This window comes from Flavobacterium sp. GQ95 (genome assembly GCF_059758655.1).
Window position 1 is genome coordinate 332452 of record NZ_JCAXEB010000007.1, and the last position, 26476, is coordinate 358927.

Here is a 26476-nt window from a genome sequence, read left to right on the forward strand (position 1 = left end):
GGTCTACGCGATGTACGCAAAGCTTAGCGAACTTTGCGGTTAAATAACACAGTATTAAATCTTACTTCTGAAATCAAACCACAAATTCATTTTTATCCCATCATCTCCGCTTTTGATTCTGATGTTGGTTGGCTGACTTTGAGGCCCTTGTTGTTCCAGAGGTTTGAAATCTCGCATCGCTGGAATTTCATACATAAACGAAATATCTCCTTCCGGGAATGCCGGCTGAGGATAACTTCCCGGGAAACCATTTTTAGGCAAATCAGGAGTAAATAATCTCAGGAACAAATTATCATTTTCACTGAAAACTTTAAATGATGAGGCACCTGCTTTTAAGTTTGCACCCAATAAATTGGCATGATAGCCTTTAAATTCAGGATAAATCAAATTCTCAAAACTTTCTCCCGTAATCGTGGTGTTATAGTCCTTCTCCCAAATGCCGAAAGTAGTTCCTTTAATTCTGTTTTTCCAAACATGATACGGACCTCTTCCAAACCATTTAATACCCGTAACTTCTTTCTCCGGAAAACTGAATGTAATTCCAAAAGAATTGATTTTATCTTCAAAAAAGGCACCGTCAAAACCTTCTCCGCCAGAAGCATTTTTAAGCGCGACCAATTCCATTTTAAATCTTCCGTCTGGCTCCATAATCCATTTAATAGATGATAATCCGCCAGAATAATTTACAACACAAATGGCTTTATCGCCATCCTGCGAAACCTGAATGTCTTTTAATTTGGCTTTCATTCCAATTGGACGTGGGCCATTTGTTAACGGAATAGTTGAGATTCCGTTTTTAACAGCAGTAATTTCTCCGGTTACAGCATCTAAAGAAACCGTGATATCGCTTCCTTTTAATGTAATTTCATTTCCGGTTTTTACGGCTGAAGCTTTTGCTTTTGTATTTTGAACAGCTAAGAATTTATTTGCATAATATAACGCTTTATGAATTGGCCACGTCCAGGTATAAATTTCTTTATTGAATTGATCGTAAGCCGTTATTGATAAAACGTCACCTTCTGCAAAATTATTCGGAACAGCGAATTGAATTTTACGGGTTTCCCCCGGATCAATACTCGGAAGTTCAATTTTCCCTGAACTTATTGAAGTTGAAACTCCATTAGAATAAAGCACATTATTGTCGGCTTTCATCACTTTAAATTCCATTTTGCAGGTATTCAAATTGCTGAACAAATAATCGTTTTTGATGAAGAAAGAGCCGTCAAAATTTTCAGAAACCTGTTTTGGCTGAAACTGAATGGGCGACCAAACTTCTTTTACGGTATAATAACTTCCTTCTCTTTCACGGTGCGGTCCTAAAATTCCGTCAGCCGCCAATGAACCTTTAGAATCAAATTTTACATCTCCGGTCCAATCAGAGCGTTTTACGGCTTCGTCTAACATCGCCCACATAAAACCTCCGGCAAAAAGCGGACTTTCTTTGTAACGATTCCAAAAGTCTTCCAGTGCAGCTCCGTGTCCGTTATCGTAAGTTCCGTGCATGAATTCAGTTGGGAAAAACACATTTTCGCCCGCATTAAAACGGTGCATTCCGGTTAAATAAGTAGGATAGTGGTGTGTGTCCCAGCCGTTAAAATCGGCCCAGGGGTGAATCACAATTCTTTTTTGCGGATCCAGATTGGCAAAAACTTTATCGGTATCATAATTCCAACCGCCCTCATTTCCATTATCCCAAATAATTACTGAGGCATGGTTAACATCGCGCGTAATCATTTCGGTTGCTAATTTCTTTCCGGTTTCAGTATCATAAGAGTTTTGCCAGCCCGCCAATTCATTCAAAACAAAAAGCCCTAATGAATCACAGACTTCTAAAAAATGTTCATCCGGCGGATAGTGCCCGCGAACCGCATTCATATTCATGTCTTTGATTAATTTCCCGTCCAGTTCACTGATGCGTTTACTCGTGCTTCGACCGCCTTCTGGCCAAAACGAGTGACGGTTAATTCCTTTCATGATAATTTTAGTACCATTCACATAAATTCCGTCTTGTTTTTTAAACTCTAAAGTTCTAAAACCAATGCGTTTATCATATTGATGAATTATAGTTCCGTTTTGTTTTAAAACCAATTGTAAGTCATATAAATTAGGAGTTTCCGGAGTCCACGGTTTTATATTTTTCCATTGTGCTGCAATAGTTGCTGCAATACTTTTTGTTTTAATCGGAAAAGTAAAAGTTTCGAAATTTTCTCCATTAATACCTTTTAATGTTGCTTCTAAAGTGTTGTTTTTTGAAATATTTTTAAGACTTAAATCGACAGTAAGAGATCCATCCATTTTTGGATTTACACCAATATTCTGAATATGTGTTTTTGGGGAAACTTCCAGCCAAACCGGACGATAAATACCACCAAACAACCACCAGTCTGCTCTTCTTTCTGCGGCATTAACTGATTTATTAGCAGAATGCTTCCAGACATGAACTTCTAAAAGATTTTTAGAACCGTATTTCAGTAAAGAAGAGATGTCATATTTAAATTCATAAAAACCTCCCTGATGAATTGCTCCGGCCAGTTTTCCGTTTACTTTTACTTCGGTATCTGTCATGGCACCTCCAAAAGCAATTACAACGTCTTTGTCTTTATAATCCGCAGGAACTTCAAATTCATATTTATACAAACCTTCTTCTTTGCTTGGCTCTTTTTGTTCCAATTCCTTGTACCAGCGCCCATACGTATACTCACCAAAACCTTCCAATTCCCATTGCGATGGCACATTTATTTTAGACCATTTTTGACTGTTGTTACCACCCGTACAATAAAAATCCCATTGTACAGGATGTTCAAAATCTTTTCCGGAAAGATAAATTTTATCCGTTTGTTGTGCGTGGCTATTTTGGGTCAGAAAAAGCGTAAACGCAGCAATAGAAAGATTTTGGATTGTGTTTTTTAGTTGCATAATTGGTAGATTCTTCGATGGTTAATTGCCATCTGGTTTAGTAATTTCAAAACGGTCGCTCATTGGGAGTGTCCAACTCGAAATATAGTTTGGTTTCTTTGGATCGTAATTTGGTGTTTCTTTTTTGATTTGTTTTTTTAACGGAATATCAAGTTCTTTAATTCCTTTTATTACACAAAGTGAAATTTCGTTAGCGCCAAAACTATTAAAGTGGGTATTGTCGTCTAATGCTTTCTCTTGTCCCGGAAAAGTATTGGCAGGATACTGCACAAAAGCTTTTCTTGAAGGTTCATCGCCCCAGGTTTCATATAATTCGGTTGTCATTTTAGTAACGTCGATAAATGCAATATTATTTTTTTGAGCTACTGCACGCATGGCAGCAGGAAAATCCCCATGGGTTTCTTTTAAAGTGCCATTTTCATTGAAGAATCGGCGTTGCGTTGGGGTTACCAAAACCGGAATTGCGCCTTTATCTTTAGCCGATTGAACAAACTCGGTCAATAAATCTGAATAGGATCCCCAGGCACCATTTCCTTCGCCTTTTATTTTTTCGTCATTATGGCCAAATTCAACAAACAGATAATCTCCTTTTTTAATTTGATTAAGAATCTTTTTTAAACGATTTCCGTTTTTAAAAGAACTTAATGAGGATCCCGAATAAGCGTAATTAGCGACAGCAACACTATCATCAAAATAGTTGGTAATAAATTGCCCCCAGGAAGCCCAAGGCTCTACATCCTGATCGGTAACGGTTGAATCTCCAGCCAAATAAACAACCGTCAAATTGTCTTTAGCAGTGATTTTTATATTCTGAATTGAAACTTCACCTAAAAATTCAAGCGTTAATTTATCATCCCAATCTAAAATATCTTTTTCTCTGTCTTTAAGTGTAACATTTAATTGATCATCGATTTTGGGTGTTCTGATATTTATATTGAACGTTTTGGTTATTTTTTGTCCTTTTGGTACTGACAATTGATTTAACATCAACCTTCTTGATTCGGCTTTTATAGAAACGTTTGAAGCTTTTTCGTTGCTTCCCATGGTAACTTCGACCTGATAATTTCCTTCGGGTAATTGTACGGAGAAATAGGTTGGTTTTTCAGTAGAAAAAGAATTAGTATTGATTTTTACTTTTGAAGAAGAATTAAGATCAAAACCATATCCTGTTTTGGTATCATAAAGTATAGGTTTATTGATTATAATTCCTTTTGTATTTTTTGAAGTGCCAAAATAAAACGAAAGTGATTTTGTGTTTTTAATGCTGTCAGATGAATGTGTTTGCGTTAAAAAGCAATGGTTATTTAAATGATTGTCAACATGCATCGCAAAAAAAGGCGCAGGCATAACAAAACAAAAGACACATAAAAAAGTACTGATTTTTATCAATTTTTCTGAATTTAAGTTTATTTCAATTTCAAAGCTAACAGTTCCGTTTTTATATAGTATCCTGTACTATGATGTTAAAATATTATGAGATTGTAAATTATTATATTATAAAAATCAGGTAGGTACAGGATGCTATAACATAAAAAAACAGAGAAATTGCGGTTGAATTATCAAACAATTAGGAATAAATTGATAAAGATGCTTGTTTGGTAAATATTGTTAATACGCCTTTTTTGAATGAATTTTATGAAAATCAAAATACAACATTTTTTCTTTCTTACAGCAACATTTTTTCTCTGTTCAATGGCCTCATTTGGTCAGGAAAAAAATGCAATGCGTAAAATACATTATGCACCTGAAGGAAATAGTTTTGTATTAAAAAATGGAACCCGAAAATTCAATCGTGCCTTGTACGGTTCAAACACTGGTTTTAGGGTTGAAACCGGAGATTTACCTGAGTTTGCAATGTACATGCCAGGAATGGGAGGGAATTTCAAACTCGGAATTATAAACGGAAAAGAAAGCAAATGGATTACCGAAGCCTCTAAAATTGATACCAGATATGTTTTGGGAACCATGCATTATACAATTGAAGATGCTATTTTAGGGAACGGAAAATTATTTGTTGATGTCGTTGCCCTGAAAGAAAAAGAAGGTTTTATTTTAAAAGTGTATGGGAAAAATATAGCTAAAAGCACTAATTTAATTTGGGCTTTTGGTGGTGCAACAGGAAAGAAATTCAGTCGTGATGGCGATATTGGTGCTGATCCGGAATCGGTATTTTATTTACAGCCTAATTATTGTATTAATAATAAATATACGATCCAAAAACAATCTTTTCTGTTGGAATACGGTTCTGAAAACAACAAACAGAAAACAGGTAACAACAAAAGCCTTGTTGGATTTTTTCCGGAATCAGAAACACATTTAGCCAATGCAAATCAGCAAAAAATACCTTTGGAATTGTTTAATTCTACAGATGAAACATTGCCGGTTATTACAGGAAAAATAAATTCAATTACTGAAAAAAGCAACTACTGGCTTTTGGCGACCGAAGATCTAAAAATTGATGTTTCGCAAAAAGGATTGGCTGCATTATATGAGAAATCAGTTCAACAAACACAGGTTTTAGCAAATAGAGTGAAGGTAGTAACACCAGATCCTTATATCAATACTTTAGGTACAGCATTGTCCATCGCTTCTGACGGAATTTGGGAAAGTCCTGCCTATCTGCATGGAGCGATTGCGTGGAGAATGTACCTGAATGCGTGGCGTGGTGCTTATACCGCAGATCCGTTGGGTTGGCATGATCGTGCAAAATCACATTTTGAGAGTTATAGTAAATCGCAGGTTACGACGCCGGAAAATGGACCGGTGGTTTTTGATGAAGAAAAGAATTTAGCGCGTCAGAAAGAAGAAATAGGAACGGCAATGTTCAGCAGTGGATACATTAGTCGAAATCCGAATAAAAATACGGTCGCACATCATTACGATATGAATTTGGTTTTTATCGATCAGATGTTGCGTCATTTTAAATGGACGGGCGATACTGCTTTTATGAAAGAAATGTGGCCAACGATTCAGCGACATTTAAATTGGGAAAAACGAAATTTTGATGCAGACGACGACGGACTTTATGATGCATATGCTTCAATTTGGGCAAGTGATGCGCTACAATATAGTGGCGGTGGAGTCATCCATTCTTCTGCCTATAATTATTACGCCAATAAAACAGTAGCGGAAACGGCAAAGAAAATAAACGAAGATGCAAATCCATTTTCAAAAGAAGCCGATAAAATTTTAAAAGCAACAAACGATGAACTTTGGATTCCGAATAAAGGAATTTTTGCCGAATATAAAGACGCACTCGGAAACCGATTATTACATGACACGCCTGGCATTTGGAGCATTTACCACACGATAGATTCGGAGCTATCGAACCCATTTGAAAGTTATCAAATGTTGGGTTATGTCAATAATCAGATTCCGCATATCCCGATTTCGGCTGAAGGATTGGATAAAAAAGACCTTTATGTAATCAGTACAACGAATTGGCAGCCTTATACATGGTCGATTAATAATGTGGCTTTGGCCGAACAATTGCATACGGCATTGGCTTTCTGGCAAGGAGGTCAAAGTGAAGAAGCGTACAAAATGTGGGAAAGTGTCTTGATTGAAAGTATGTATTTAGGAGCTTCTCCAGGAGGTTTTGAACAGCTTTTATATCAGGATGCCATTCGTGGTGAATTGTATCGCGATTTTGCTGATCCAATTGGTATGGCGTCACGAACTTTAGTGGAAGGATTATACGGCATCCAGCCCGATGCGCTTGCAGGAATTTTAACAATTAAGCCCGGTTTTCCATCAAAATGGAAGGAAGCGTCTTTAGAAATTCCGGATATTTCTTTTTCTTTCAAAAGAGAAAATAAGAAAGATACATATAGAATTGAGAATCGTTTAGCATCAAAAATGAATTTAAAATTGATTCTAAACGCACCTTTTGACGGAATAGAAAATATCAAGGTAAATGGAAAGGAAGTGAGTTGGAAAGCGATTTTGGAAAGTATTGGAACTCCCAAAATAAGTATTGAAGTACCTTATAATTCAGTTTATGATGTGATCATTAATTGGAAAGGAAATGTTTTGGAAGACCTAAAAACAGAGACAATTTATACTTCGGGAGAATTATTAAATCTTACTGCTTCAAAAGCGAAAATTGTATCCGTTAATGATCCGCAATCGGTTTTAACTGAGATTTTAAAAACAACAAATTCGCTTAAAGCGAAAGTAAATGGAGAAGGTCATAAAACATTTTTTATTGAATTGAAACAAGGTGAATTATCATGGTGGAATCCGATTAATTTGAATATAAAAGCAGAAGAGAAATCCAATAAAAAAGAAACAAATTGGGATGTGCCTTTGGATAAATCCGCAAAAACAGAAACCGTTTCCCTTACTTCCTTTTTTAATTCGAAAGTGACTGATATTTTCAACTATGAATATTTATCACCAAGACCAAAAACGGCAACCTTACAATTACCAAAACAAGGAATCGGGAATTGGTGTTATCCAAATGTATCTGTAAAAATTGATGATTCAGGCTTACGCCAAAAAGCAAAAGCAAACGGACAAATTAGAACTTCAAATGGGATTCCGTTTGAAATGCCTTCTGATGAAAGTCAGAAAAATATAGTTTTTACTTCAATGTGGGATAATTTCCCCGAAAGCATTAAAATTCCGCTTGACGGAAAAGCTTCACACGCTTATTTTATGCTGGCCGGAACAACCAACCCAATGCAAAGCCGAATCGTAAACGGTGAAATTAAAGTGGAATATACAGACGGAACATCAGAAATTTTACAATTAAAAAATCCGGAAAATTGGTGGCCAATTGAACAGGATTATTTTGTAGACGGATTAGCGTTTACGACTGACGCTCCAAAACCTCCAAGAGTATATTTTAAGACAGGAGAAATTTCGAGAACATTCAAAGATTTTAAAACGATAAAAGGTTTTTCAAGTTATGGAATTGATGGCGGTGCAGGAACGATTTTAGAATTGCCTTTAAATAAAAATAAAACATTAAAGAATCTTACTTTGAGAACCATTGCAAATGATGTGGTGATTGGTTTGATGAGTCTTACGTTAATTAGATAATATGGGTAGTATAAAATTTTCACCGCAAAGCACGCGAAGTTTTTATTTTGGTGTGTTTGAAGTTGGCTTTAATAAGTTCGCAAAGCTTTGCGTACATCGCGTAAACCTTTGCGGACCTTGCGGTTAAATTCTTTCTCATTTCAACTTGAAACCTGAAACCTGAAACAAAAAATAAAACTTGAAACTATCAAAATATAACCAAATGAAAAAATACCTCTTACTTATTACGGCATTATTTTCCTTGTCGTTGTCGGCACAAAAAATAGACAGAAAAGCTTTGGTAACCAGACATAACGTTCAAATAACCGCCATCGATACTTTGGCTTCTCTGACTGTTGGAAATGGTGCTTTTGCTTTTACCGTTGATGCTACCGGATTGCAGACTTTTCCGAAAAAATACCAAAACGGAATTCCGCTTGGGACACAGTCAGAGTGGGGCTGGGACAGTTATAAAAATACCAAAGGATATAAATTCTCAGAAACTTTACGCGATTACAAACAGTACGGCAGAGACATATCCTATACGGTTCAGATTAAGGAACCTACTCGAAAAGTAGAAGCTGTAAACTGGTTCAGACAAAATCCGCATTTGTTGCAGTTGGGGAACTTAGGTTTTGAAATCACCAAAAAAGATGGAAGTCTGGCAAAACCGGAAGATATCAAAGCGATTGCTCAAAAACTGAATTTATGGACAGGTGAAATCGAAAGTTATTTTGAAGTAGAAGGAATTCCGGTGACAGTTTTGACGGTTTCGCATCAGGAAAAAGATGCGATTGGTGTAAAAGTAAAATCAGATTTATTGCTGCAAAAACGTTTAAAAATCAGTTTAAGAATTCCGTTTCCAACAGGAGATTGGGCTGATATGGGAACAAAATGGGAAGGGAAAGACGATTACAAAAGCACATTGGTTGAAAAATCAAAAACAGAAGCGGTTGTAACGCATGTGATGGATAGTATTTCGTATAATGTCAATTTAAATTGGAAAGGAAATGCGCAAATTAAAAAGACTGCCGATCATTATTTTGTGATTGAAGCATCTAATACGAACACATTAGAAGTAAGTTGTCTTTTCGCTTTAGCGGATAAAAAATCGGCTTCAAATTCTTCTTTTGCTGATATTGATAACAGCAGTATAAAAGGTTGGGAACAATTTTGGAAAAGCGGTGCAGCTGTAGATTTTTCAGGAAGTACAGACAAACGTGCTCCTGAATTAGAACGAAGAGTTATATTGTCGCAATATTTAACAAAAGTGCAATGTACAGGGAAAGTTCCGCCTCAGGAAACAGGTTTGACCTATAACAGTTGGTACGGTAAACCGCACTTAGAAATGCATTGGTGGCACGGTGTTCATTTCGCACTTTGGAGCAGACCGAAATTATTAGAGAAAAGCCTTCCGTGGTATCAAAAGGTTTTTGATAAAGCTAAAAATATTGCCAAAAGACAAGGTTTTGAAGGAGCAAGATGGCAAAAAATGACAGATCCTGATGGAAATGAAAGTCCGTCGTCTGTAGGTTCGTTTTTGATTTGGCAACAGCCGCATTTTATTACGTATGCTGAGTTAATGTATCGTGATAAACCAACAACTGCAACTTTAAATTTATACAGTGAAAGAGTTTTTGCAACAGCAGATTTCATGGCTTCGTTTGCCAATTACGATGCTAAAAAGGATCGTTATGTGTTAGGACCGGGCGTGATTCCAGCGCAAGAAAGATTCAAAGCGATGGAAACGTTTAATCCAACCTATGAATTGGCGTATTGGAACTGGGCGCTAAAAACAGCAATCGCCTGGAAGAAAAAATTAAACCAAAAAGTACCGGAAAAGTGGGAAACGGTTTTAGCAAAATTATCGCCATTACCAATCGCTGATCAGGTTTATCTGGCTACAGAAAGTGCAACAGATTCATACACAAATCCGGAATTCAAAACAGATCATCCATCGGTATTAGGAACTTTCGGAATGCTTCCGGAAACTTCTTTATTAGACAAAAAAATAATGAAAAATACGTTTGATCTGGTTTGGAAAACATGGTCGTGGGATAAAACATGGGGTTGGGATTTCCCAATGACCGCAATGTCCGCTGCCCGTTTAAACATGCCGGACAAAGCAATTGATGCTTTGTTTATGAATGTGACTACCAACACCTATTTAAAAAACGGACATAATTATCAGGCAGAAAGACTGACTTTATATCTTCCCGGAAACGGAGGATTACTAACTGCAGTTGCCATGATGTGTGCCGGTTGGGATGGAAACACAGAAGAAAATCCGGGCTTCCCAAAAGATGGAACATGGAAAGTGAAGAGTGAAGGATTTAAGAAAATGTTTTAGTTTAAAGCTGCTAAGTTGCTAAGATTCTGAGAGGCTAAGTTTTTTTACTTACGTTTTATTGAAGCTCAGGATGACAAGATTGCGTTAAAAATAAAAATCTGCGCTAATCTGCATAAATCTTTTAAAATCTGCGTGAAACTTTATAATTCAAAAAATAATTATGAAAAATAAAATTCTATTCTTGTTATTGTTTTTCTCTTATTCCATTTTTGCGCAACGACAAATGGAAAACTTAGACCGTGGTATTATTGCCGTTAAAGACAAAGGTCAGTTTTTTATTGGCTGGCGTGTTTTAGGAACCGATACTGATGATCTGGCTTTTAATTTATACCGAAAAAGTGGCACTAAAAAAGCAATCAAATTAAATGACAAGCCAATTTCCGGAGCAACCAATTTTGTTGATACCAAAGCAAATCCGCAAGAAGAAAATACCTGGTTTGTAAAAACGGTTTTGAAAGGAAAAGAAATGGATGCAAAAGGAAGTTTTACTATTCCTAAAGCAAGTCCGGCTAAAGATTATTTATCAATTGTCTTAAAACCGGTTGAAGGATATATTCCGAATGATCTTTCTGTTGGGGATTTAGATGGCGATGGAAGATATGATTTGATTGTGCATATGACCGGAAAAAGTTTAGACAATTCTTTTAAAGGAATTACAGATCCGCCGATATTTCAGGCTTATACTTTGGACGGGAAATTTCTGTGGCAAATTAGCTTAGGAAAAAACATCCGCGAAGGTGCACATTATACTCAGTTTATGGTGTATGATTTGGATGGTGACGGAATTTCGGAATTTGTATGCAAAACGGCTGACGGAACGACGGACAGTCAAAATAATGTAGTAGGAGATGCTTCGAAAGACTGGGTAGACAGAGATCCAAATTCTCCTATTTATGGAAAAATTTTGAAAGGCCCGGAATATCTTTCGGTTTTTGACGGAAGAACCGGAAAACTGATTACAACTGTAGATTATATCGCAGAGCGCGGTGATCTTGGCGGTTGGGGCGGACATGGCGGAAGCGGTGGAAATGATACCAAAGGAAACAGAATTGATCGTTTTACAGCCTGTATTGCTTATTTAGACGGAATTCATCCGAGTGTTGTAATGTGTCGTGGTTATTACGGTAGAACGGTTTTGGCTGCCTGGGATTTTAAAAATGGAAAACTAACTTCAAGATGGGTTTTTGACAGTAAAGATGCAGAAAATCCGTATTCCGGAATGGGAAATCACGGACTTTCAGTAGCCGATGTGGATAATGATGGAAAAGATGAAATTGTCTACGGTTCCATGTGCGTTGATGATAATGGTCAGGGATTGTATACAACGGGTTTCAGACATGGTGACGCTTTGCATGTTACCGATCTTGATCTGGACGTTTCGGGTTTAGAGGCCTTTGGAATTCATGAAATTGAAAACGGAACAACAGGTCCGGGAGTAACATTCTTTTCAGCAGCAGATGGAAAGGTTTTGTTTACAGCTTCTCTTAATGAGGATGTTGGTCGTGGTGTTGCAGACAATATTGACCCAACCAGAAAAGGGGCGCAATGTTGGTGGTCTGGCTCTCCGGATTTGCATGATATGAAAGGAAACGCGATTGGAAAAGCACCAACATCAACTAATTTCTTAATTTATTGGGATGGCGATACTTCAAGAGAATTACTGAATTCAAATTACATTGATAAATACAATGCAGGAAGATTGTTTACCGCCACAGGAGCCGCATCAAATAATGGAACAAAATCAACACCGGGACTTTCTGCTGATATTCTGGGAGACTGGCGAGAAGAACTAATTTTAAGATCGGAAGACAATAAAGAACTAAGAATTTATTCGACCACCATTCCGACAGAAGTGAGACAATATACACTAATGCACGACTCACAATACAGATTAAGTATTGCCTGGCAGAATGTAGGTTACAATCAGCCGCCACACACGAGTTTTTACATGGGTAAAGACATGAAACCGGCTCCGAAACCAAATATTGTTTTGATGAAGGTTAAGGAGTAAAAAATTTTACGGTTTATCTTTTATTCTCTTTTTCATTTTTGAAGTTCTCTGTAAAATTTCCAAAATCAAACCATAAGAATTTTGTGTTTTAAATGCCATCATTAAAATTACAATTTTAAGTCAGGATAGCGAAGAATGATTTATATGTTGAAAAACTTACCATAACCTTAATTGAGAATGTTGTTTGATGGCTTATTTAAATTTATTCAACATCTTGTTTAGAGTTTTTCTTTTTTCAATACAAAAAAACCTCGCCTGTTTCGGGGCAAGGTTTGATTTTTTTTTTGTCCTTTTTGTTGATTTAGTCCACTACTTACTAACTGCTGGACCAACACATCTGGAACACTATCAAATAATAAAAAAAGTAATTAGATTACTGATGAATCATTTAGGGGTAATCAGTTCCAATTTTCCGTTCTTATATATATAAAAGCAAGTGTAGGTATGAGAAACATCTTTTTTGCTAGTTATTGCTTTTGCCCTGAATGTGACGTCAATTAAATCTTTAAAAGCAGATGCATCGGTCGAATAAAAATAGACCGTTATTTTATCCGCATTGGTTTTACCCAAGTAATCCCGATCTTTAAGCTTTTGTGAGGAGTAGAATCCGACCCGGATTTCATTACTATCTTTCCAGAAAGCCACCGAAACAGTATTGTCTGTATTTCTTCCCATGTAATGCTTTGCATCCAGGTCAAACTGCAGTATTTTATTCTTCAGATCGGCATTTTTTATCCTGATATTATCATCAATATTTGCTTTATTACAGGAATAACTTAAAATTAAAAAAAGTAAAATCATTATATTTTTCATCTTATCTAATAATTTAGAATTAAATTCATTTAAATTGGCAGGTGTAGGTGTTTTAGCAGGAATTGTCCTTTTTACGATATTATCGTTGAAGTTCAATTCGATGCCCGGCCTTTTCGATACAAAAATATTGAACGTTTCAGGAACCCTGATAAAACAAATGTTGAACAAATGAGGCTTATCAAGCAACTAGAAGAAAAAGACAAACCATCTTTAAGCTTATTGACAAGATGCTAACCAATAAAAAATTCAAAGACTTTTTTGTTAAAATGTAACAACACTATAAAACAAAAAACCTCGCCAATTGATGAGGTTTTCTTTTTCTATGCTTTATCGATTCCCTTTGCGCCACACAAAAAGAATTCGTACGGGAGCTGTGATTTAGAATTCAGGGTATTTTACAAATATCTGTTTTTACATATACTGTTTTTTTAGCTTTACCAATTTCATAAATAAACAATTTCTGACCATTTGAAAGATTATATATTACCTTTTTAGGCAATCCTTTTTCATAAAAAACATAACACCCTTCAACTGGGCAATCAATTATATCAATGTTGTCCTTTTGACAATTTAAATCATTTATGATTTTATTTAGATTATTTATTTCTTTTTTTGATAAAATACGCTCTAGTTCAAATTTATCTGAATTCAGATTCTCATCAACATCGCCTTCAATAATAAATTCGCCTTGTTTTATTGATAAGTAAACAGTTTTATTATTAACAAAAACATTGTTATTGTTACAGCTGATTAACAAAAAGAACAAAAGTAAGTACAATTTATATTTAGTATTTTTCATTTTCTAGTTCCTTTTTCTGTTTTAACGACTTCATTAGCGGGTAATTCCTTTCTTGCGGTACTTTCTCTATTTTGCCAAGGAAAATAATATTCTTGTGTATTTCCTCTGTACGTACCTAAACCTCCTTCTCCCCAAATAACGGTCGAATTAAAGCCCGTAACAGTTCCTTTTGTTTTTTCTTTCATTCCTGAAAATAGGCTTCCGTGACCAGAACCGCAAGAGTTTAAAAATATATTTGCGTTTTCATCAAATGCCTTTGTATTCAAATCACTTGGAGTAATTCCATCACTAATGATTATTGAACCACCACCAACTAACATTGATTTAGTCCATCCGTGTCCTACGTAGGTAAAATCTGTGATTAAATCATTATCTCTGGCACTTGACGAAAATGCAAACTCACTTTTCTTGTTAACATAATCTATAATATCAGCATCATCAGAGATTACTTTTACGTTTATTCCAGATTTTGCTCCAGCTTCTTGATATAATTTTAATTCATCATTGGTATATTGTCCTTTGTATATTATCATAGTAACCATTTCATCTCCTGCACTCTCTTTATATTTTCTTGCTGAATCTAAACCAGCCTGCAAGAAATGTCTTGAGTTTTCTTTGTACTTATATCCTGTGTTATTATCCCTATTTTTTCTATCGGAATTCGGACTGCCTTCTTGGTCTCCAACTACGACTATTTTTTCTTTACCGTCTGGGTCAATGTAAATAATCGGATTATTAGCACAATACACATAAGGGCTTTCATTAGGATACTTCTCTGTAAGAGGGTCAACATTACTCCAACCTGCTCTTGCAGGGTCATATAATCTCGCTCCATAATCATACATGTTAAGCCCTAGTTCGTCCTGCAATTCTTTTCCGTTGTATTTATATTTATAACTACTATTAAATATTACTTCTCCGGCAACTTTTTGTTTTAGCCCAAAAGGGTAGTAGTTACTTTCTTCCACGATTTCTGCGCTTGTTACTGCCCCGTCATTATTATTATCGGCATAACTTAAACGTACATTACCCAAATGATCTTTGTATTGGTAAATGTATGTAAAAGTTCCCAAATTGTAACTGGCATATCCTTCTGAAGTTGAGTAAAATCGCAGCACATTATTCTCATATTGAAACCCGCTGGCATAATCAGTGTTTATAGTACCAGCTATTTTTCTTTGTTTTGTACCTGTAGCATCATACACATAATTAATTGTACTGCCAGCCAAAGTTACCTGAACAGGCAAATTTAAATAATTGTATGTAATGTTTGTTATTCCTTTGTTAGCATCAGTTTTCATGTTTCCATTGGCATCATAAGTATATTCTACAGTTGTATTGCTGCCATTTTTAAATCCTTCATTACTTGCGGTATCTTCTACTTTAAAGAGTTTATTTCCTGAATAGTTATAGGTTAAATTGTCCATTTGTCCAAAAACAGTAGCATTTGCATCAGTATTTCCATTACGTTGTAAAGATGTGATGTTGCCATTTTTGTCATATGTCATGCTTTCATTGTAGCGATTCAAATTATCTGTTGCGAGGGTTAGTCTATTAAGTGCATCGTAGCTATAATTATAGTTTTTTAAACTGCTGTCCGTATTTTTAGTTTTCCAAAATGTTTGGCTTATATTTCCATTATATAAAGCAGTTCCTGTCGCTGTAGGATCATTATAATTTATTTGAAAACTAAACAAATCATTGCCTATTGCATTAGGATCATTAATACTCTTGAGCCATCCTCTAATATTGTATTTATAATCAACAGTTTGTAATCTGTTTTGTGTGATTTTGCCCCCTACCTCTTTAGTAATAAGCTTCCCTATTTCGTTATATGTATTAGAGACTATTATTTCTTCTGTTTGAGCGTTTATTTTTTGTTTTTGAGTAGCTAACCTATCAGCATTGTCATAAGTATAAGTATCAACAATGGTATTAGTTACTCCCGCTCTTGTGTGGGTTTTGGTGGTTTCCTGCATTTTCCCTATAAAATCGAGCTTGTATTTTACTTTGTCTATGGTGACTAAATAATCATTATAGCTGTAAACATAAATAAGTTTTGCTTTATTATCATAGTAGTTAACATTGGTAATCCATTTATCTGTATCTAAAATACGTATTTTACTTGCTGTGACTAAACCTTTTACATTTGTTGTCGGTGTAATAGTGTAAGAAGTCTCTGAAACGCCTCCAGCGAGATCAAACATATAATAATTATCATAGTAACTGATTGTCAATAAATCGATTCCCGAACTTGGAAAAGCTAAATTACTGTAATATTGTGATATACCATTTATTACTGTAATTGAAATCTGTTTCTTTTCGTGTATAACAAAGCTGGTTTTAGCCAGGATTTGCATAGCAGTACGAGTAATTTCAGTATTATTTGTGTAAAAGCCTGTATAAACAGGTCTGTTAAAAACATCATATTTTGTAAACAACCATTTGTTACTTGCTCTCAGATTTGCATCCTGAGTTAAAATAGGTCTGCTTAGTATATCATAAACAATATATTCCCAGTCTTTTCCTGGTAGTTTCTTTTCGATCAAACGGTTACTGCTGTCATATTTATATTGATAGCATAAATCGTTCAAAATATCAGAACCGCCTGCTTTTATTGACGCTGTAAAATTACTTCCGGATTGTGCATAAAAACCGGGTAATAATGTTATGGAATTTGATGCCGTAAGATTTACGGTACTACCACTTGTAATAGTATTTGCTGCGGTAACATCCGACGTAATATTTTTTAAAGAATTTACCAATAAATCAGTTGCAGCTGGTGGAATTACATAAGTTAAATTACCATATATATCATAGACATACTGGGTATCATGAATCTGATCTGCGTTTAAGTTTCGTTTTAGTATTAACCGGTCATTAAGATCTCTAAATTCAGTATTTCCTAAAACATCATTATAATTATTATAGTATTGTATATTGGCAGTTAAAGTGGTATTAAATCTGACTGCGGATGTTAAGGTGCCAGTATAGGTTCTTTTAATACAAAGAGCATTTTTTTCAATATAAACATTATATAGAGTAAGACCTGTAGTAATATCTACCAGATTGCCCAAATTCATATCATTAATTTCAAAATCTAAAGTTTTTACTGGCCCCGTTTTTATTACACTCCAAGGATTAACATTAAGATTTACCCCGAAGCTTAATACTTTGTTATTTACATCTAAAACAATATTTGAACCCGTTACAGCACCATTTAAATAACTAAAATCGTTACAATTCCATTCTACATGATATTTAGGTTTCCAGTTTTCATCCCTAACGATTGTTCTATATAATTTACTTTCATTATAAAAATCTTTATATAATAGTTTAGGATTTCTATCAGAATCTAATTCTACTTCATATTTTATAACCTGGCTTAGCTTGTTTGTTCCATTTTCAATTTTTATGGTATTTGCAGAACCAAGTCGAGTATTTTTTTTATCAAATTGATAAGAAAAAGTAGAAGTGACATTTTGTAATGGTTCGTTATTACTTGATGCAATATTTAAGTACCCATTTTTTATACTAAGAAAATAGGAACTATTAGCGCCTCCGTTTTTTATATATCCTAAATCTGCATCGGGTACATATCCTAAAAATTTAATATTTCCCAAATTAAATTTAAATTCAGGGCCTCCAAAATTAAAAACAATGTTTAACAGACCACTAGAATTTACATTAAAAGTTATAGGGGAGCCAGCAGCTACATTTCCTGTAACAAATTCGCTATAAGACCATGAATAACTATAAGCTGGAAAAGTATAAATATAGGCATAATCAGATGTTCTCCAGTCTTTTCCTGGAGCTGAAATTTCTGTAGGTCTTAATAAAGGAGAATTCTCTATAATTTTTTCAGAAAAAGAATTCATAAAACTAACAGGTCCGGTACTTGAAACTTCTGTGGGGAATTGCAGCGAATAAAAATTCGCTGTCTCACTTGTCGCAGAACTGGAATATGCTCCATTATTATTTACATTAGCAGGATAAGGTAAGTAATCCCTACTTTTTAAACCACGATTGTCATATTCAATCGGGTATATTAAATCTTTGCCAGAAGGTGTTACTCCTAAAATAATATTTTGAATATTTCTGCCAAGTCCATCAAAATAATTAACTTCTTGATCTTTAGGGTAATTATTAGCAGTTATTTCTGAAACTGAAACTGGCGATTTGGGTTTGATTATCGAAATGTAATTTTTGTTAGGACTTAATTGTCCATAAGATTTTATATATATTAAAACCAGAATTATTAAATACTTTTTCATACAATTATTGTTTATAATTATAATTAACACTTTTAAGCACTTTGCCATCATTATCTGTTATATACTTTAATCGATGCAGGGCGTCATAAGTATAATTTATGGTTAATCCCTTGGGATCAGTAGTAGATAAAAGCTGACCAGTTGTATTATCGTAAGTGTAGGTAGTTACCATTAAATTCGAAGCGATTACCTGAGAATTATTTCTTAAATTTTGATTTAAATAATTCTCTAAGGCACTTCCGGTATAACTTTGAACAGCGGCATCAGCAACAAAAGTTTCAGTTGAAGCAGCGTCAAGGCCTTCAATTTTGGCTACAATATATTTATAGTTATATCCGTATATATATTTAGTCTTAGGTCCCTTTACAATATTAGGTATGTTGTACATTGGATTAATACCATTCCCGTATGTTTGAACCTGCTCATTAATCTTGGCTATAGAATTATTATAAACATCAGTATAGATGGAATAAAAATAATTATCAGTTATTAAATCAGTTTGGCCTCCAATGGCACTTGTTTTATAGTTTAACAATGGCCCTTTGGCATTTTGCATACCATAATAAAATTTATCGTCTTTTAAAATTGTACTTCCTCTTTTTGTTGTTATTCTTGTTGGACTGTTAAGAAAGTTTTTTTCTAAAAGAGCAGTATTGTTAGAATCGAAAGGATATTCATATTCTGTTGATGAAACCAGTAGATTGCTTTCTGAAAGTGTTTCTTTTGTAAGCTGGCCAATAGTGTTATGAAAATAATTTGTCTCTTTAATAATTGGATTTCCCTGATTAAAATAAAATGTTTCTTTATGTTTAGAAATTACATCTAATGATGAATTTATAGGATAAAAATACATATGATAACGTCCGGCCATTATTTTTTCAGTAAGTGAACCAGGGGCCGGATTGTTATATACAAATAAACTTGTGTAAGCTACATTATTAAAATTAGCAGTTCCGGCATAAGTATCAAGTGCAAAACATCCTCTTAGATATTTTTTATCAAAAGATTGATATTCATATTCCTCTTTTTTAAGTAATTCCTTATTAGAATTTAAAAATTCTATTTTAGATATATTTCCATTAAGGGTGTTGGGTATTGCAGGAACTTTTAATAATTGGCCATTTGCTTTTGCAACATTATTTATAAAATATTTATAAGTAAAACCACCACCATCGCTGCTTTTCTCAATTTTTACTTTATCATATCCAACAAAATACTCATATCCAAAAGTTGACATATCAGGAATAGGATTAGAATCAAAGGCATAAACATCCAGTCCTCCCAATAAGTATGCTTTTGAATATGTGTAACTTGCACCCCCGCTTACCATTGTACAGGAAGGCAAGTCTAATTGTATATTTGGATACCCGGCTTTGGCTAATTTTCTATTTATACCCATAGCTACGTCTTGGGCTCCACAATCAAGATTTCCCGAACCGCCAAAAGTAAAGTTTAAAACTTCTAATGCTTTGCCTTTTGTATGCGTTTTAAATAAGACAGGCAGTATTAATTTGCCATATGTTTTATTTGGCTCATCGTAAGCATATTTTTGAAATGAAGTAAGTCGATTGTCATAATCATAATTGTTAATTTCCTTAATTCTCAAACCGCCTCCTTTGCTAATTATACCGCTATAATCCTGGCCTCTAATACGCACTTTTCTTTTTGCATAAGAAAGTTGGGCAGAAACGTATGCGTGATTGGTTGGGCTTCCCTGTACGCCGCAGTTATCACTTAATTCTACCTCCATCATATATTTTCCAGGATAGAATTTATAGTAATCCTCACCATAAGATATATAATTTGTCAAAGTTGCTGTAGTATAATTTGGAATGCTTTCTTTCCATGTCCAGCCTTTACTGATAATAAGAGTTTTGGTGTCTAATGTTGAGATGTTTTCTATAGGTTTTGCGGATGCAAAGGAATAAATTTTCACAAAGGATGAGTTAGGATCCATTATTTTTTCAAAATTGGCAGGATTATCTCCCATGCTGAAATCGGTCTTGATTCTTATTCCTACAGTATCTCTAACTTCAAAAAAAACATATTTCTTGTTAAAATTATCATCCCTGACAAATTCTGGTACTATATCATCCTGAGATGGATATATTCTATTAGAAAAAGTATTGTTCTCATATGTAAATTTTGTTTTACCTCCTTCGGGATAAGTAATTTCCTGAAGTATTGCAATTTTATTATGATCTTCGCTTGCAATTTTGTCAGCAGTTCCTCCACCATTATAACTTGCGGTATAATAAATTCCTAAAAAACTCGGTGCAGGTGGTGCCCAAAAAAGAGGTCCAGGATTTAATAGTGTTTCGAAATCATCATCTTTATCAAAATATTTAGCGTCATAGTATAGCATTTGTTTTGGATCAACTATAGCGCTTGTGTTATTTTTACCATTATAATATCCCCAAAAATCAAAATTGTAACTTTTTTTACTAGGCAGGCCATATTGAATCTGAAGTATTTTTTCATTATAATTAAATAGATAAGGAGGTTTTCCTGTTTCGGTAAGTGAATTCAATTTTAATCGTAAATTATCATATCGACTTTGATTTGTAGAATATGTAATATTATCATTAAAATAAGAGTATGAAAAATCAAATTTGTTAATTGTATTTCCAGAATAATCTTCAATTCTTATTCGGTCTATTTTATCTTCATCCATACAATCCAGTCGAGAACTGGAATCAAAATAAACCTTAATTTTATCACTTATGATACTTTTAAGTGTAACCTTATTGTACTTGGTAGTACTAGCGTATTTATTATAACCAGTAAATGGATTAGAGGCGGTACCTGTGGATACTTGAGCAGCAGACCCTTCTATGATTGCAGCATAAGAATCATAAATTGCAATGTTAGGTCCTAATGTTTTTACTTCAACCTCCTTTGCAATAATATTGCCGTATGGATTCGCATAAGTGCCCTGCGGAGCATTATAATCAAATTTTATCTGTTGCCCATCAGTCATTATAATTCTATCCAAATAGAAACTATGACTAACAAAAGGCTGCACATTATCTATATAATATCCTGATTCGTACGATTGTTTAACGTTATCAAAATAATATTTATTGCCATCTGGTGTTGTAGCGGTGAATGAAGTCAGGTTAAGCGTATTAAAAGTGAACTCGAATTTAATGTTTTGGCTTCTGTCAAATAGTAATACTTCTTTTGTAACCGGATTTATTGCAAACTTACCATCATAACCACCAAAACTATAACTGTAAATATCAGGTTGTGCAACTCCTTCTACAACTGCAGTGTAATAATTTTTGATTGTATAATCAATACCTGTATATGGCACATAAGGATGAGGGCGATTTACTTCACTGAGCATGTTTTCTCTATCATAATGATTGTTTGCATTTACTGTATTTAATTGCCAAAAAACATCATTTTGAGAAGGAAATGGATATCTGGTATCAAAATCATCATACCCCCTTATATCCTGAGTTATAACACCACCGACTTGTAAATTCCAGCCCAAACCAACACTTGAAGCTTCCTGATTTACTTTTATACCAGATGAATGATATCTTAGACTAATTGTTACTCCATCCATATCAAGAATAGGGAATCCAATATTTGCAACTCCTGTATATTCTGATACAGGATAATCTGAATATTCCTTGAATGCCATTACGTCTGGACTAAAGGGCATCCTAACTTGTGAATTAGAGAAATTTATGAATAGAAAATAAATAAATAAGACTTTAAAACGAAAAAAACATTTCATAAGGGGGACATTTTTTAATGATTTAATATTTTGGAAAATTCATATGTTTGGCGGCTATTAATTTGTTATTACAAAATAATAGTATAGTGGTTTTTTATGTTTAGGATTATTAATCTGGAAATAAACCTTCATTTACATAAAATACTGTATTTGTACTAAAAGAAAAATACTTTGAGAAATTATATGTTAATGAAGAAAAGAAGATACTATAGAGAAATAGAAATTCGATAAAAATTTTTACAGAAGAAGTTTTAGACATATTAAGATTCTCAATTAAAAATATTTGTTTTTTATTACCTACTAAAACAAACATAATTAATAAAATCACTGTTTTAACATTTTTTTATAAGGAATATTAACAAAATTATTCTTAAATTGTTAATATAGCTTTGAAATGTTTTTAATATATATAATAATAAAAACACTTAGAAAATTGACATTGCTAGTTTTAAGTTATGATAAATAAAAAAATATATCTGATAAGAAGTTAGATTCTGTAATGTTTAAATTATATAAGTGCAGAAAGAAATATAAAAGGAATGAGCCCGATACAATATCAAGCTCATTATTATAAAAGTTAATTATAAATAGGTGCAAACTTTTAGGTGCACTCTAAAAGGGCAAATGGATTTCTTTATCAAAACTGATCATTTTAATTCAATTTTGAAAATTTATTTAAAAATACTAAAACTTATGTTGGTTGTATTTATAAAGGAATTTTACTTGCCCTAAATCGAATTTCGATCAATAAAATTAAAAGGTACCTTCACAGATCCTTTCTCCTTATTCAAAATCATTCGGCCTGCAGTTTCTCCCATTACATTAAAATCGGTAGACATTACGGTTATACCAAGCAATTCTTTTAAAGGTGTATCGTTATACGAAATAACGCCAATATCTTTTCCTAATTCATATTCTTCATCCCTGATTTGTTTCATTAAATTCACCAGATCAGATTCTTCGATAGTAATAAATAAATCCCCTTTTTTAAGGATCATATCATCATACACTTCATCCAGGATTTCAAAATTTATTTCGTATTCCACACAAAACTTTCTAAAGCCGTGTAAGATTCGGCGTGGGTAAGGATAAACCGCTTTTTCAGGATAAACTAAAATAATTTTTTTGTATTTCTTTATTTTCGAAAGTCCTTCTTTTAGTGCGTTGTAAATGTCATTTTCAAAATCCTGATAAATCTTGATGATTTCACCATCCATATTAAGCTTTATGTTATCCATGATAACCAGCTTTTCTCGTGGAATTCTTTGGATGGCTTTTACAACATCATCTGTAAAACTTAAATGTTTTAGTTCATCCGTTTTAAAATGGGTAGTGATCACATAATAGTCATAAGCTCCTTCAAACTTATCAAGTAAATTCAAAAACAGGGTTTCATCGCAGTGATAAATATGTAAATCGGTGTGCGCATTGGCACCAACAGTATCAATAAACGAGTTGTACGTTTTCATTTTGTACGCACTCAGTTTATTAAACAGGAATAATATGTTTACTTTAGATTCAAGTTTGGTTCGGGTAATATAATAGCCTTTTCCTCTGATAGAAGAAATGATTTTTCGTTCCTTTAATATGTTATACGCCTTTTCAACCGTATCGCGAGACATATAGAACTCTTCACTAAAGCTGTTTATAGAAGGTATTTTTTGATTTATCTTCAAATTTCCGTTAGCAATATTTTGCAGGATAGAGTCTACAATCTGTTTGTATTTAGGAACCCTTGAATCTTCATCGATTTTAATAAGTTTAATCATTTTGTAAGTCTTGCAAATTATGTTTTAAATAAAAGCGTAACATAATTCTGAATTATAATTTGTATTAAAAGCTGAATTCGAAAAAACTTCTGAACACCATTTTTTGCTGCTTTTTCGATAAAAGTACCCAATTAAATAAGGTAATACTTTCATATTTGGGTGATTTGCTTATTTAAAGGCTAATTGTGGATATAACAATTGCGAAATCGATTGCTAAAATAGAAATTTTAAATTTATTTATCGACTATAAATGCGTTCTTCTTTGCAATATTATTCGGTTTTAACATAAATGCAAATCATAAAGGATAGTACAGGATAGTTTTGTTTTCTACATTCTCTTATTTTACAAAACGAGATTAACTATCACAAATAACCACAAACAAAAACAGTAAATGGAATCATTATTAGGAATCATTTTTCACTCCATAGGAGGATTTTCTTCAGGGAGTTTTTATATGCCATTCAAAAAAGTTAAAGACTGGGCCTGGGAAAGCTACTGGATTATAGGAGGATTTTTTTCCTGGCTGATTGTACCGCCAATTGCAGCTTATTTAACGATTCCACATTTTACAGAAGTTATAGCGGCAGCATCGCCAAACATAAAAGCTTTTACCTATACAATGGGACTTATTTGGGGAATTGGCGGACTAACCTACGGATTAGGTGTTCGTTACCTTGGAATGTCTCTTGGAAATTCTATCATCTTAGGATTTTGTTCTGCTTTTGGAGCTTTAGTGCCATCTATTTATTATGATATCTATCCTACTGAAGGAAAAATTTCATTCAGTCACATGCTTTCAAACCCAGGTGGACAACTTGTTTTATTAGGAGTTGTAGTTTGCCTTTTAGGAATTGCTATTTCAGGGAAAGCAGGGATTTTGAAAGAAAAAGATTTTGCAACAGGACACGAAGATAAAGACAAAGATTTCAGTCTTACAAAAGGTCTTATTATAGCAGTGATATCCGGTATTTTGAGTTCATTTTTCAACTTCGGAATTGAAGCGGGAAAGCCAATGGCAGAAGCAGCTGTTGTGGCGGGATGCAATCCTTTATTTCAAAATAATGTGACCTATATCGTTTTGATGTGGGGTGGACTTACAACCAACTTTATCTGGTGTATGTACCTTAATTTCAAAAATAAAACTTTTGGCGACTATACGAATACCGCAACTCCAATTACAAAAAATGTTCTTTTTTCTGCTCTTGCCGGGACCATGTGGTTTTTGCAGTTTTTCTTCTACGGAATGGGAGAGAGTAAATTAGGAAACGGAGCAAGTTCATGGATTCTGCACATGGCAACGATTATCCTTACCGCAAATTTCTGGGGATTCTATTTAAAAGAATGGTCAGGAGTGTCGAAAAAGACCTTCCGAACTTTTTTATGGGGAATAGGATTAATTATGCTTTCGATTGTCTTAGTCGGAATCGGAAATTCATTATAAGAAAACAAATAACCAACCAATTATAACCAATGTCGAATATAAATACAAATTTGAATTTTAAGCATGTAAGCTACCTTTGGGATGAGTCTAAGGCAGCAGCTTTGGCAGGAGATGAAGTAGCGCTTTTCATTTATCGTTCCAACTTACTGGGAGCTGATTTGCGATTGACCAATTACGGAGGTGGAAATACTTCTGTTAAAATCACGGACAAGGATCCGTTAACGGGAGCAAACTCAGAGGTAATGTGGATCAAGGGTTCCGGTGGAGATATCGGAACACTTACAAAATCGGGTTGTGCGGCACTTTATTTAGAGAGACTTCGTAATCTGGAAAACGTTTACAGAGGTATCGAATTCGAAGATGAGATGGTAGAGCTTTTCAATCATTGTATCTTCGATCTGGCTTCAAAAGCGCCTTCTATCGATACACCATTGCATGGTTTTCTGCCATTCAAGCATATTGACCACCTGCACCCTGACGCGGCTATTGCCATTGCAGCAGCCAAAGACGGAGCAAAAATCACCGAGGAATTATTCAACGGTGAAATCGGCTGGGTGGGCTGGCAGCGTCCGGGTTTTGATCTTGGATTACAGTTAAGATCATGCCTTGAAGAAGCAGAGAAAAAAGGAAAAAAATTAAGAGGAATCATGCTCGGTTCTCACGGACTTTTTACCTGGGGTGACACTTCATACGAAAGTTACATCAACACCCTTGAAGTAATCGAGAAATGTGCAACTTACCTTGAGAACAACTACGGAAAAAAACGTCCTGTTTTTGGAGGACAAAAAATACAAAGCCTTGAGGTTGCAGAAAGAAGATTAAAAGCGGCAAAAGTAGCCCCGATCTTAAGAGGATTCTGTTCATCAGAGCGCCAAATGATCGGACATTATACTGATGATGCAAGAGTTTTGGAATTCATCAACTCGAATGATTTAGAGAAATTGGCTCCACTTGGAACTTCTTGCCCGGATCACTTTTTGAGAACCAAAATCAGTCCGCTTGTTTTGGAATTAGATCCAAACGAGGATTTATCAGATGTAAACGCCATCAAAGCAAAACTACAACCTGCTTTTGAAGCATACCGTGCGATGTACAAGGATTATTACAATGCCTGCAAGAAATCAAATTCACCGGCAATGCGTGACCCGAATCCTGTGGTAATTTTATACCCTGGAGTTGGAATGTTCACTTTTGCCAAGGATAAAACTATGGCGAGACTGGCATCAGAATATTATGTGAATGCGGTGAACGTAATGAAAGGCGCAGAAGCAGTTTCAGAATATACTTCACTTCCGCATCAGGAAGCTTTTGATATCGAATACTGGTTAC

At 34.3% G+C, this 26476-nt stretch carries 12 protein-coding genes; 5 read left to right on the top strand and 7 right to left on the bottom strand.

The window, feature by feature from the left end:
* Window positions 1-54 precede the first annotated feature (54 nt).
* Window positions 55-2916, bottom strand: a complete 2862-nt coding sequence (locus tag AC6CH4_RS15535) for a glycoside hydrolase family 2 protein (protein WP_498104485.1) — start codon at window positions 2914-2916, stop codon at window positions 55-57.
* Window positions 2917-2937: 21 nt separating this feature from the next.
* Window positions 2938-4305, bottom strand: a complete 1368-nt coding sequence (locus AC6CH4_RS15540; protein WP_498104487.1) for a rhamnogalacturonan acetylesterase — start codon at window positions 4303-4305, stop codon at window positions 2938-2940.
* Window positions 4306-4551: 246 nt separating this feature from the next.
* On the opposite strand from AC6CH4_RS15540, the gene AC6CH4_RS15545 reads away from it, so the two are divergent.
* From AC6CH4_RS15545 to AC6CH4_RS15555, 3 genes are all read left to right on the top strand, one after another.
* Window positions 4552-7962, top strand: coding sequence for a DUF4450 domain-containing protein (locus tag AC6CH4_RS15545; protein ID WP_498104489.1), 3411 nt, complete (start codon window positions 4552-4554; stop codon window positions 7960-7962).
* A gap of 202 nt (window positions 7963-8164) precedes the next feature.
* A complete protein-coding gene (locus AC6CH4_RS15550; protein WP_498104491.1) occupies window positions 8165-10291 on the top strand; it encodes a hypothetical protein in 2127 nt (708 codons plus the stop codon).
* Between the two features lie 160 nt (window positions 10292-10451).
* Window positions 10452-12302, top strand: a complete 1851-nt coding sequence (locus AC6CH4_RS15555; protein WP_498104493.1) for a rhamnogalacturonan lyase — start codon at window positions 10452-10454, stop codon at window positions 12300-12302.
* A 384-nt stretch (window positions 12303-12686) separates the two neighbouring features.
* Here AC6CH4_RS15555 and AC6CH4_RS15560 read toward each other — a convergent pair whose 3' ends face one another.
* The 5 genes from AC6CH4_RS15560 to AC6CH4_RS15580 form a co-directional block, all read right to left on the bottom strand.
* Window positions 12687-13211, bottom strand: coding sequence for a hypothetical protein (locus tag AC6CH4_RS15560; protein ID WP_498104495.1), 525 nt, complete (start codon window positions 13209-13211; stop codon window positions 12687-12689).
* 289 nt (window positions 13212-13500) lie between these two features.
* The gene (locus tag AC6CH4_RS15565) at window positions 13501-13914 is read right to left on the bottom strand and encodes a hypothetical protein (RefSeq protein WP_498104497.1); all 414 of its coding nucleotides are present in this window, start codon (window positions 13912-13914) and stop codon (window positions 13501-13503) included.
* Entirely contained in the window at window positions 13911-18188 is a 4278-nt protein-coding gene (locus AC6CH4_RS15570) for an RHS repeat domain-containing protein (protein WP_498104499.1), read from the bottom strand. Before AC6CH4_RS15570 ends, AC6CH4_RS15565 begins: the two co-directional genes overlap by 4 nt.
* Before the next feature lie 4 nt (window positions 18189-18192).
* Entirely contained in the window at window positions 18193-21861 is a 3669-nt protein-coding gene (locus AC6CH4_RS15575) for an RHS repeat domain-containing protein (protein WP_498104500.1), read from the bottom strand.
* An 803-nt stretch (window positions 21862-22664) separates the two neighbouring features.
* The gene (locus AC6CH4_RS15580) at window positions 22665-23705 is read right to left on the bottom strand and encodes a GntR family transcriptional regulator (RefSeq protein WP_498104502.1); all 1041 of its coding nucleotides are present in this window, start codon (window positions 23703-23705) and stop codon (window positions 22665-22667) included.
* 392 nt (window positions 23706-24097) lie between these two features.
* Here AC6CH4_RS15580 and rhaT point away from each other — a divergent pair, with 392 nt between their 5' ends.
* Together rhaT and AC6CH4_RS15590 are read left to right on the top strand one after the other, a co-directional pair.
* Window positions 24098-25147: an L-rhamnose/proton symporter RhaT gene (gene rhaT / locus AC6CH4_RS15585; protein WP_498104504.1), complete on the top strand. Its 1050-nt coding sequence runs from the start codon at window positions 24098-24100 to the stop codon at window positions 25145-25147.
* A 29-nt stretch (window positions 25148-25176) separates the two neighbouring features.
* Window positions 25177-26476: bifunctional rhamnulose-1-phosphate aldolase/short-chain dehydrogenase (locus tag AC6CH4_RS15590; protein ID WP_498104506.1), on the top strand; the 1300-nt coding region annotated here is incomplete at its 3' end.

What these genes read in the sequence shown, in the direction of transcription:
- AC6CH4_RS15550 (WP_498104491.1), top strand. Translation starts at nt 8,165, where the DNA reads ATGAAAAAATACCTCTTACTTATTACGGCATTATTTTCCTTGTCGTTG.
- rhaT (WP_498104504.1), top strand. Translation starts at nt 24,098, where the DNA reads ATGGAATCATTATTAGGAATCATTTTTCACTCCATAGGAGGATTTTCT.
- AC6CH4_RS15555 (WP_498104493.1), top strand. Translation starts at nt 10,452, where the DNA reads ATGAAAAATAAAATTCTATTCTTGTTATTGTTTTTCTCTTATTCCATT.
- AC6CH4_RS15565 (WP_498104497.1), bottom strand. Translation starts at nt 13,914, where the DNA reads ATGAAAAATACTAAATATAAATTGTACTTACTTTTGTTCTTTTTGTTA.
- AC6CH4_RS15545 (WP_498104489.1), top strand. Translation starts at nt 4,552, where the DNA reads ATGAAAATCAAAATACAACATTTTTTCTTTCTTACAGCAACATTTTTT.
- AC6CH4_RS15535 (WP_498104485.1), bottom strand. Translation starts at nt 2,916, where the DNA reads ATGCAACTAAAAAACACAATCCAAAATCTTTCTATTGCTGCGTTTACG.
- AC6CH4_RS15570 (WP_498104499.1), bottom strand. Translation starts at nt 18,188, where the DNA reads ATGAAAAAGTATTTAATAATTCTGGTTTTAATATATATAAAATCTTAT.
- AC6CH4_RS15575 (WP_498104500.1), bottom strand. Translation starts at nt 21,861, where the DNA reads ATGCCCTTTAGTCCAGACGTAATGGCATTCAAGGAATATTCAGATTAT.
- AC6CH4_RS15580 (WP_498104502.1), bottom strand. Translation starts at nt 23,705, where the DNA reads ATGATTAAACTTATTAAAATCGATGAAGATTCAAGGGTTCCTAAATAC.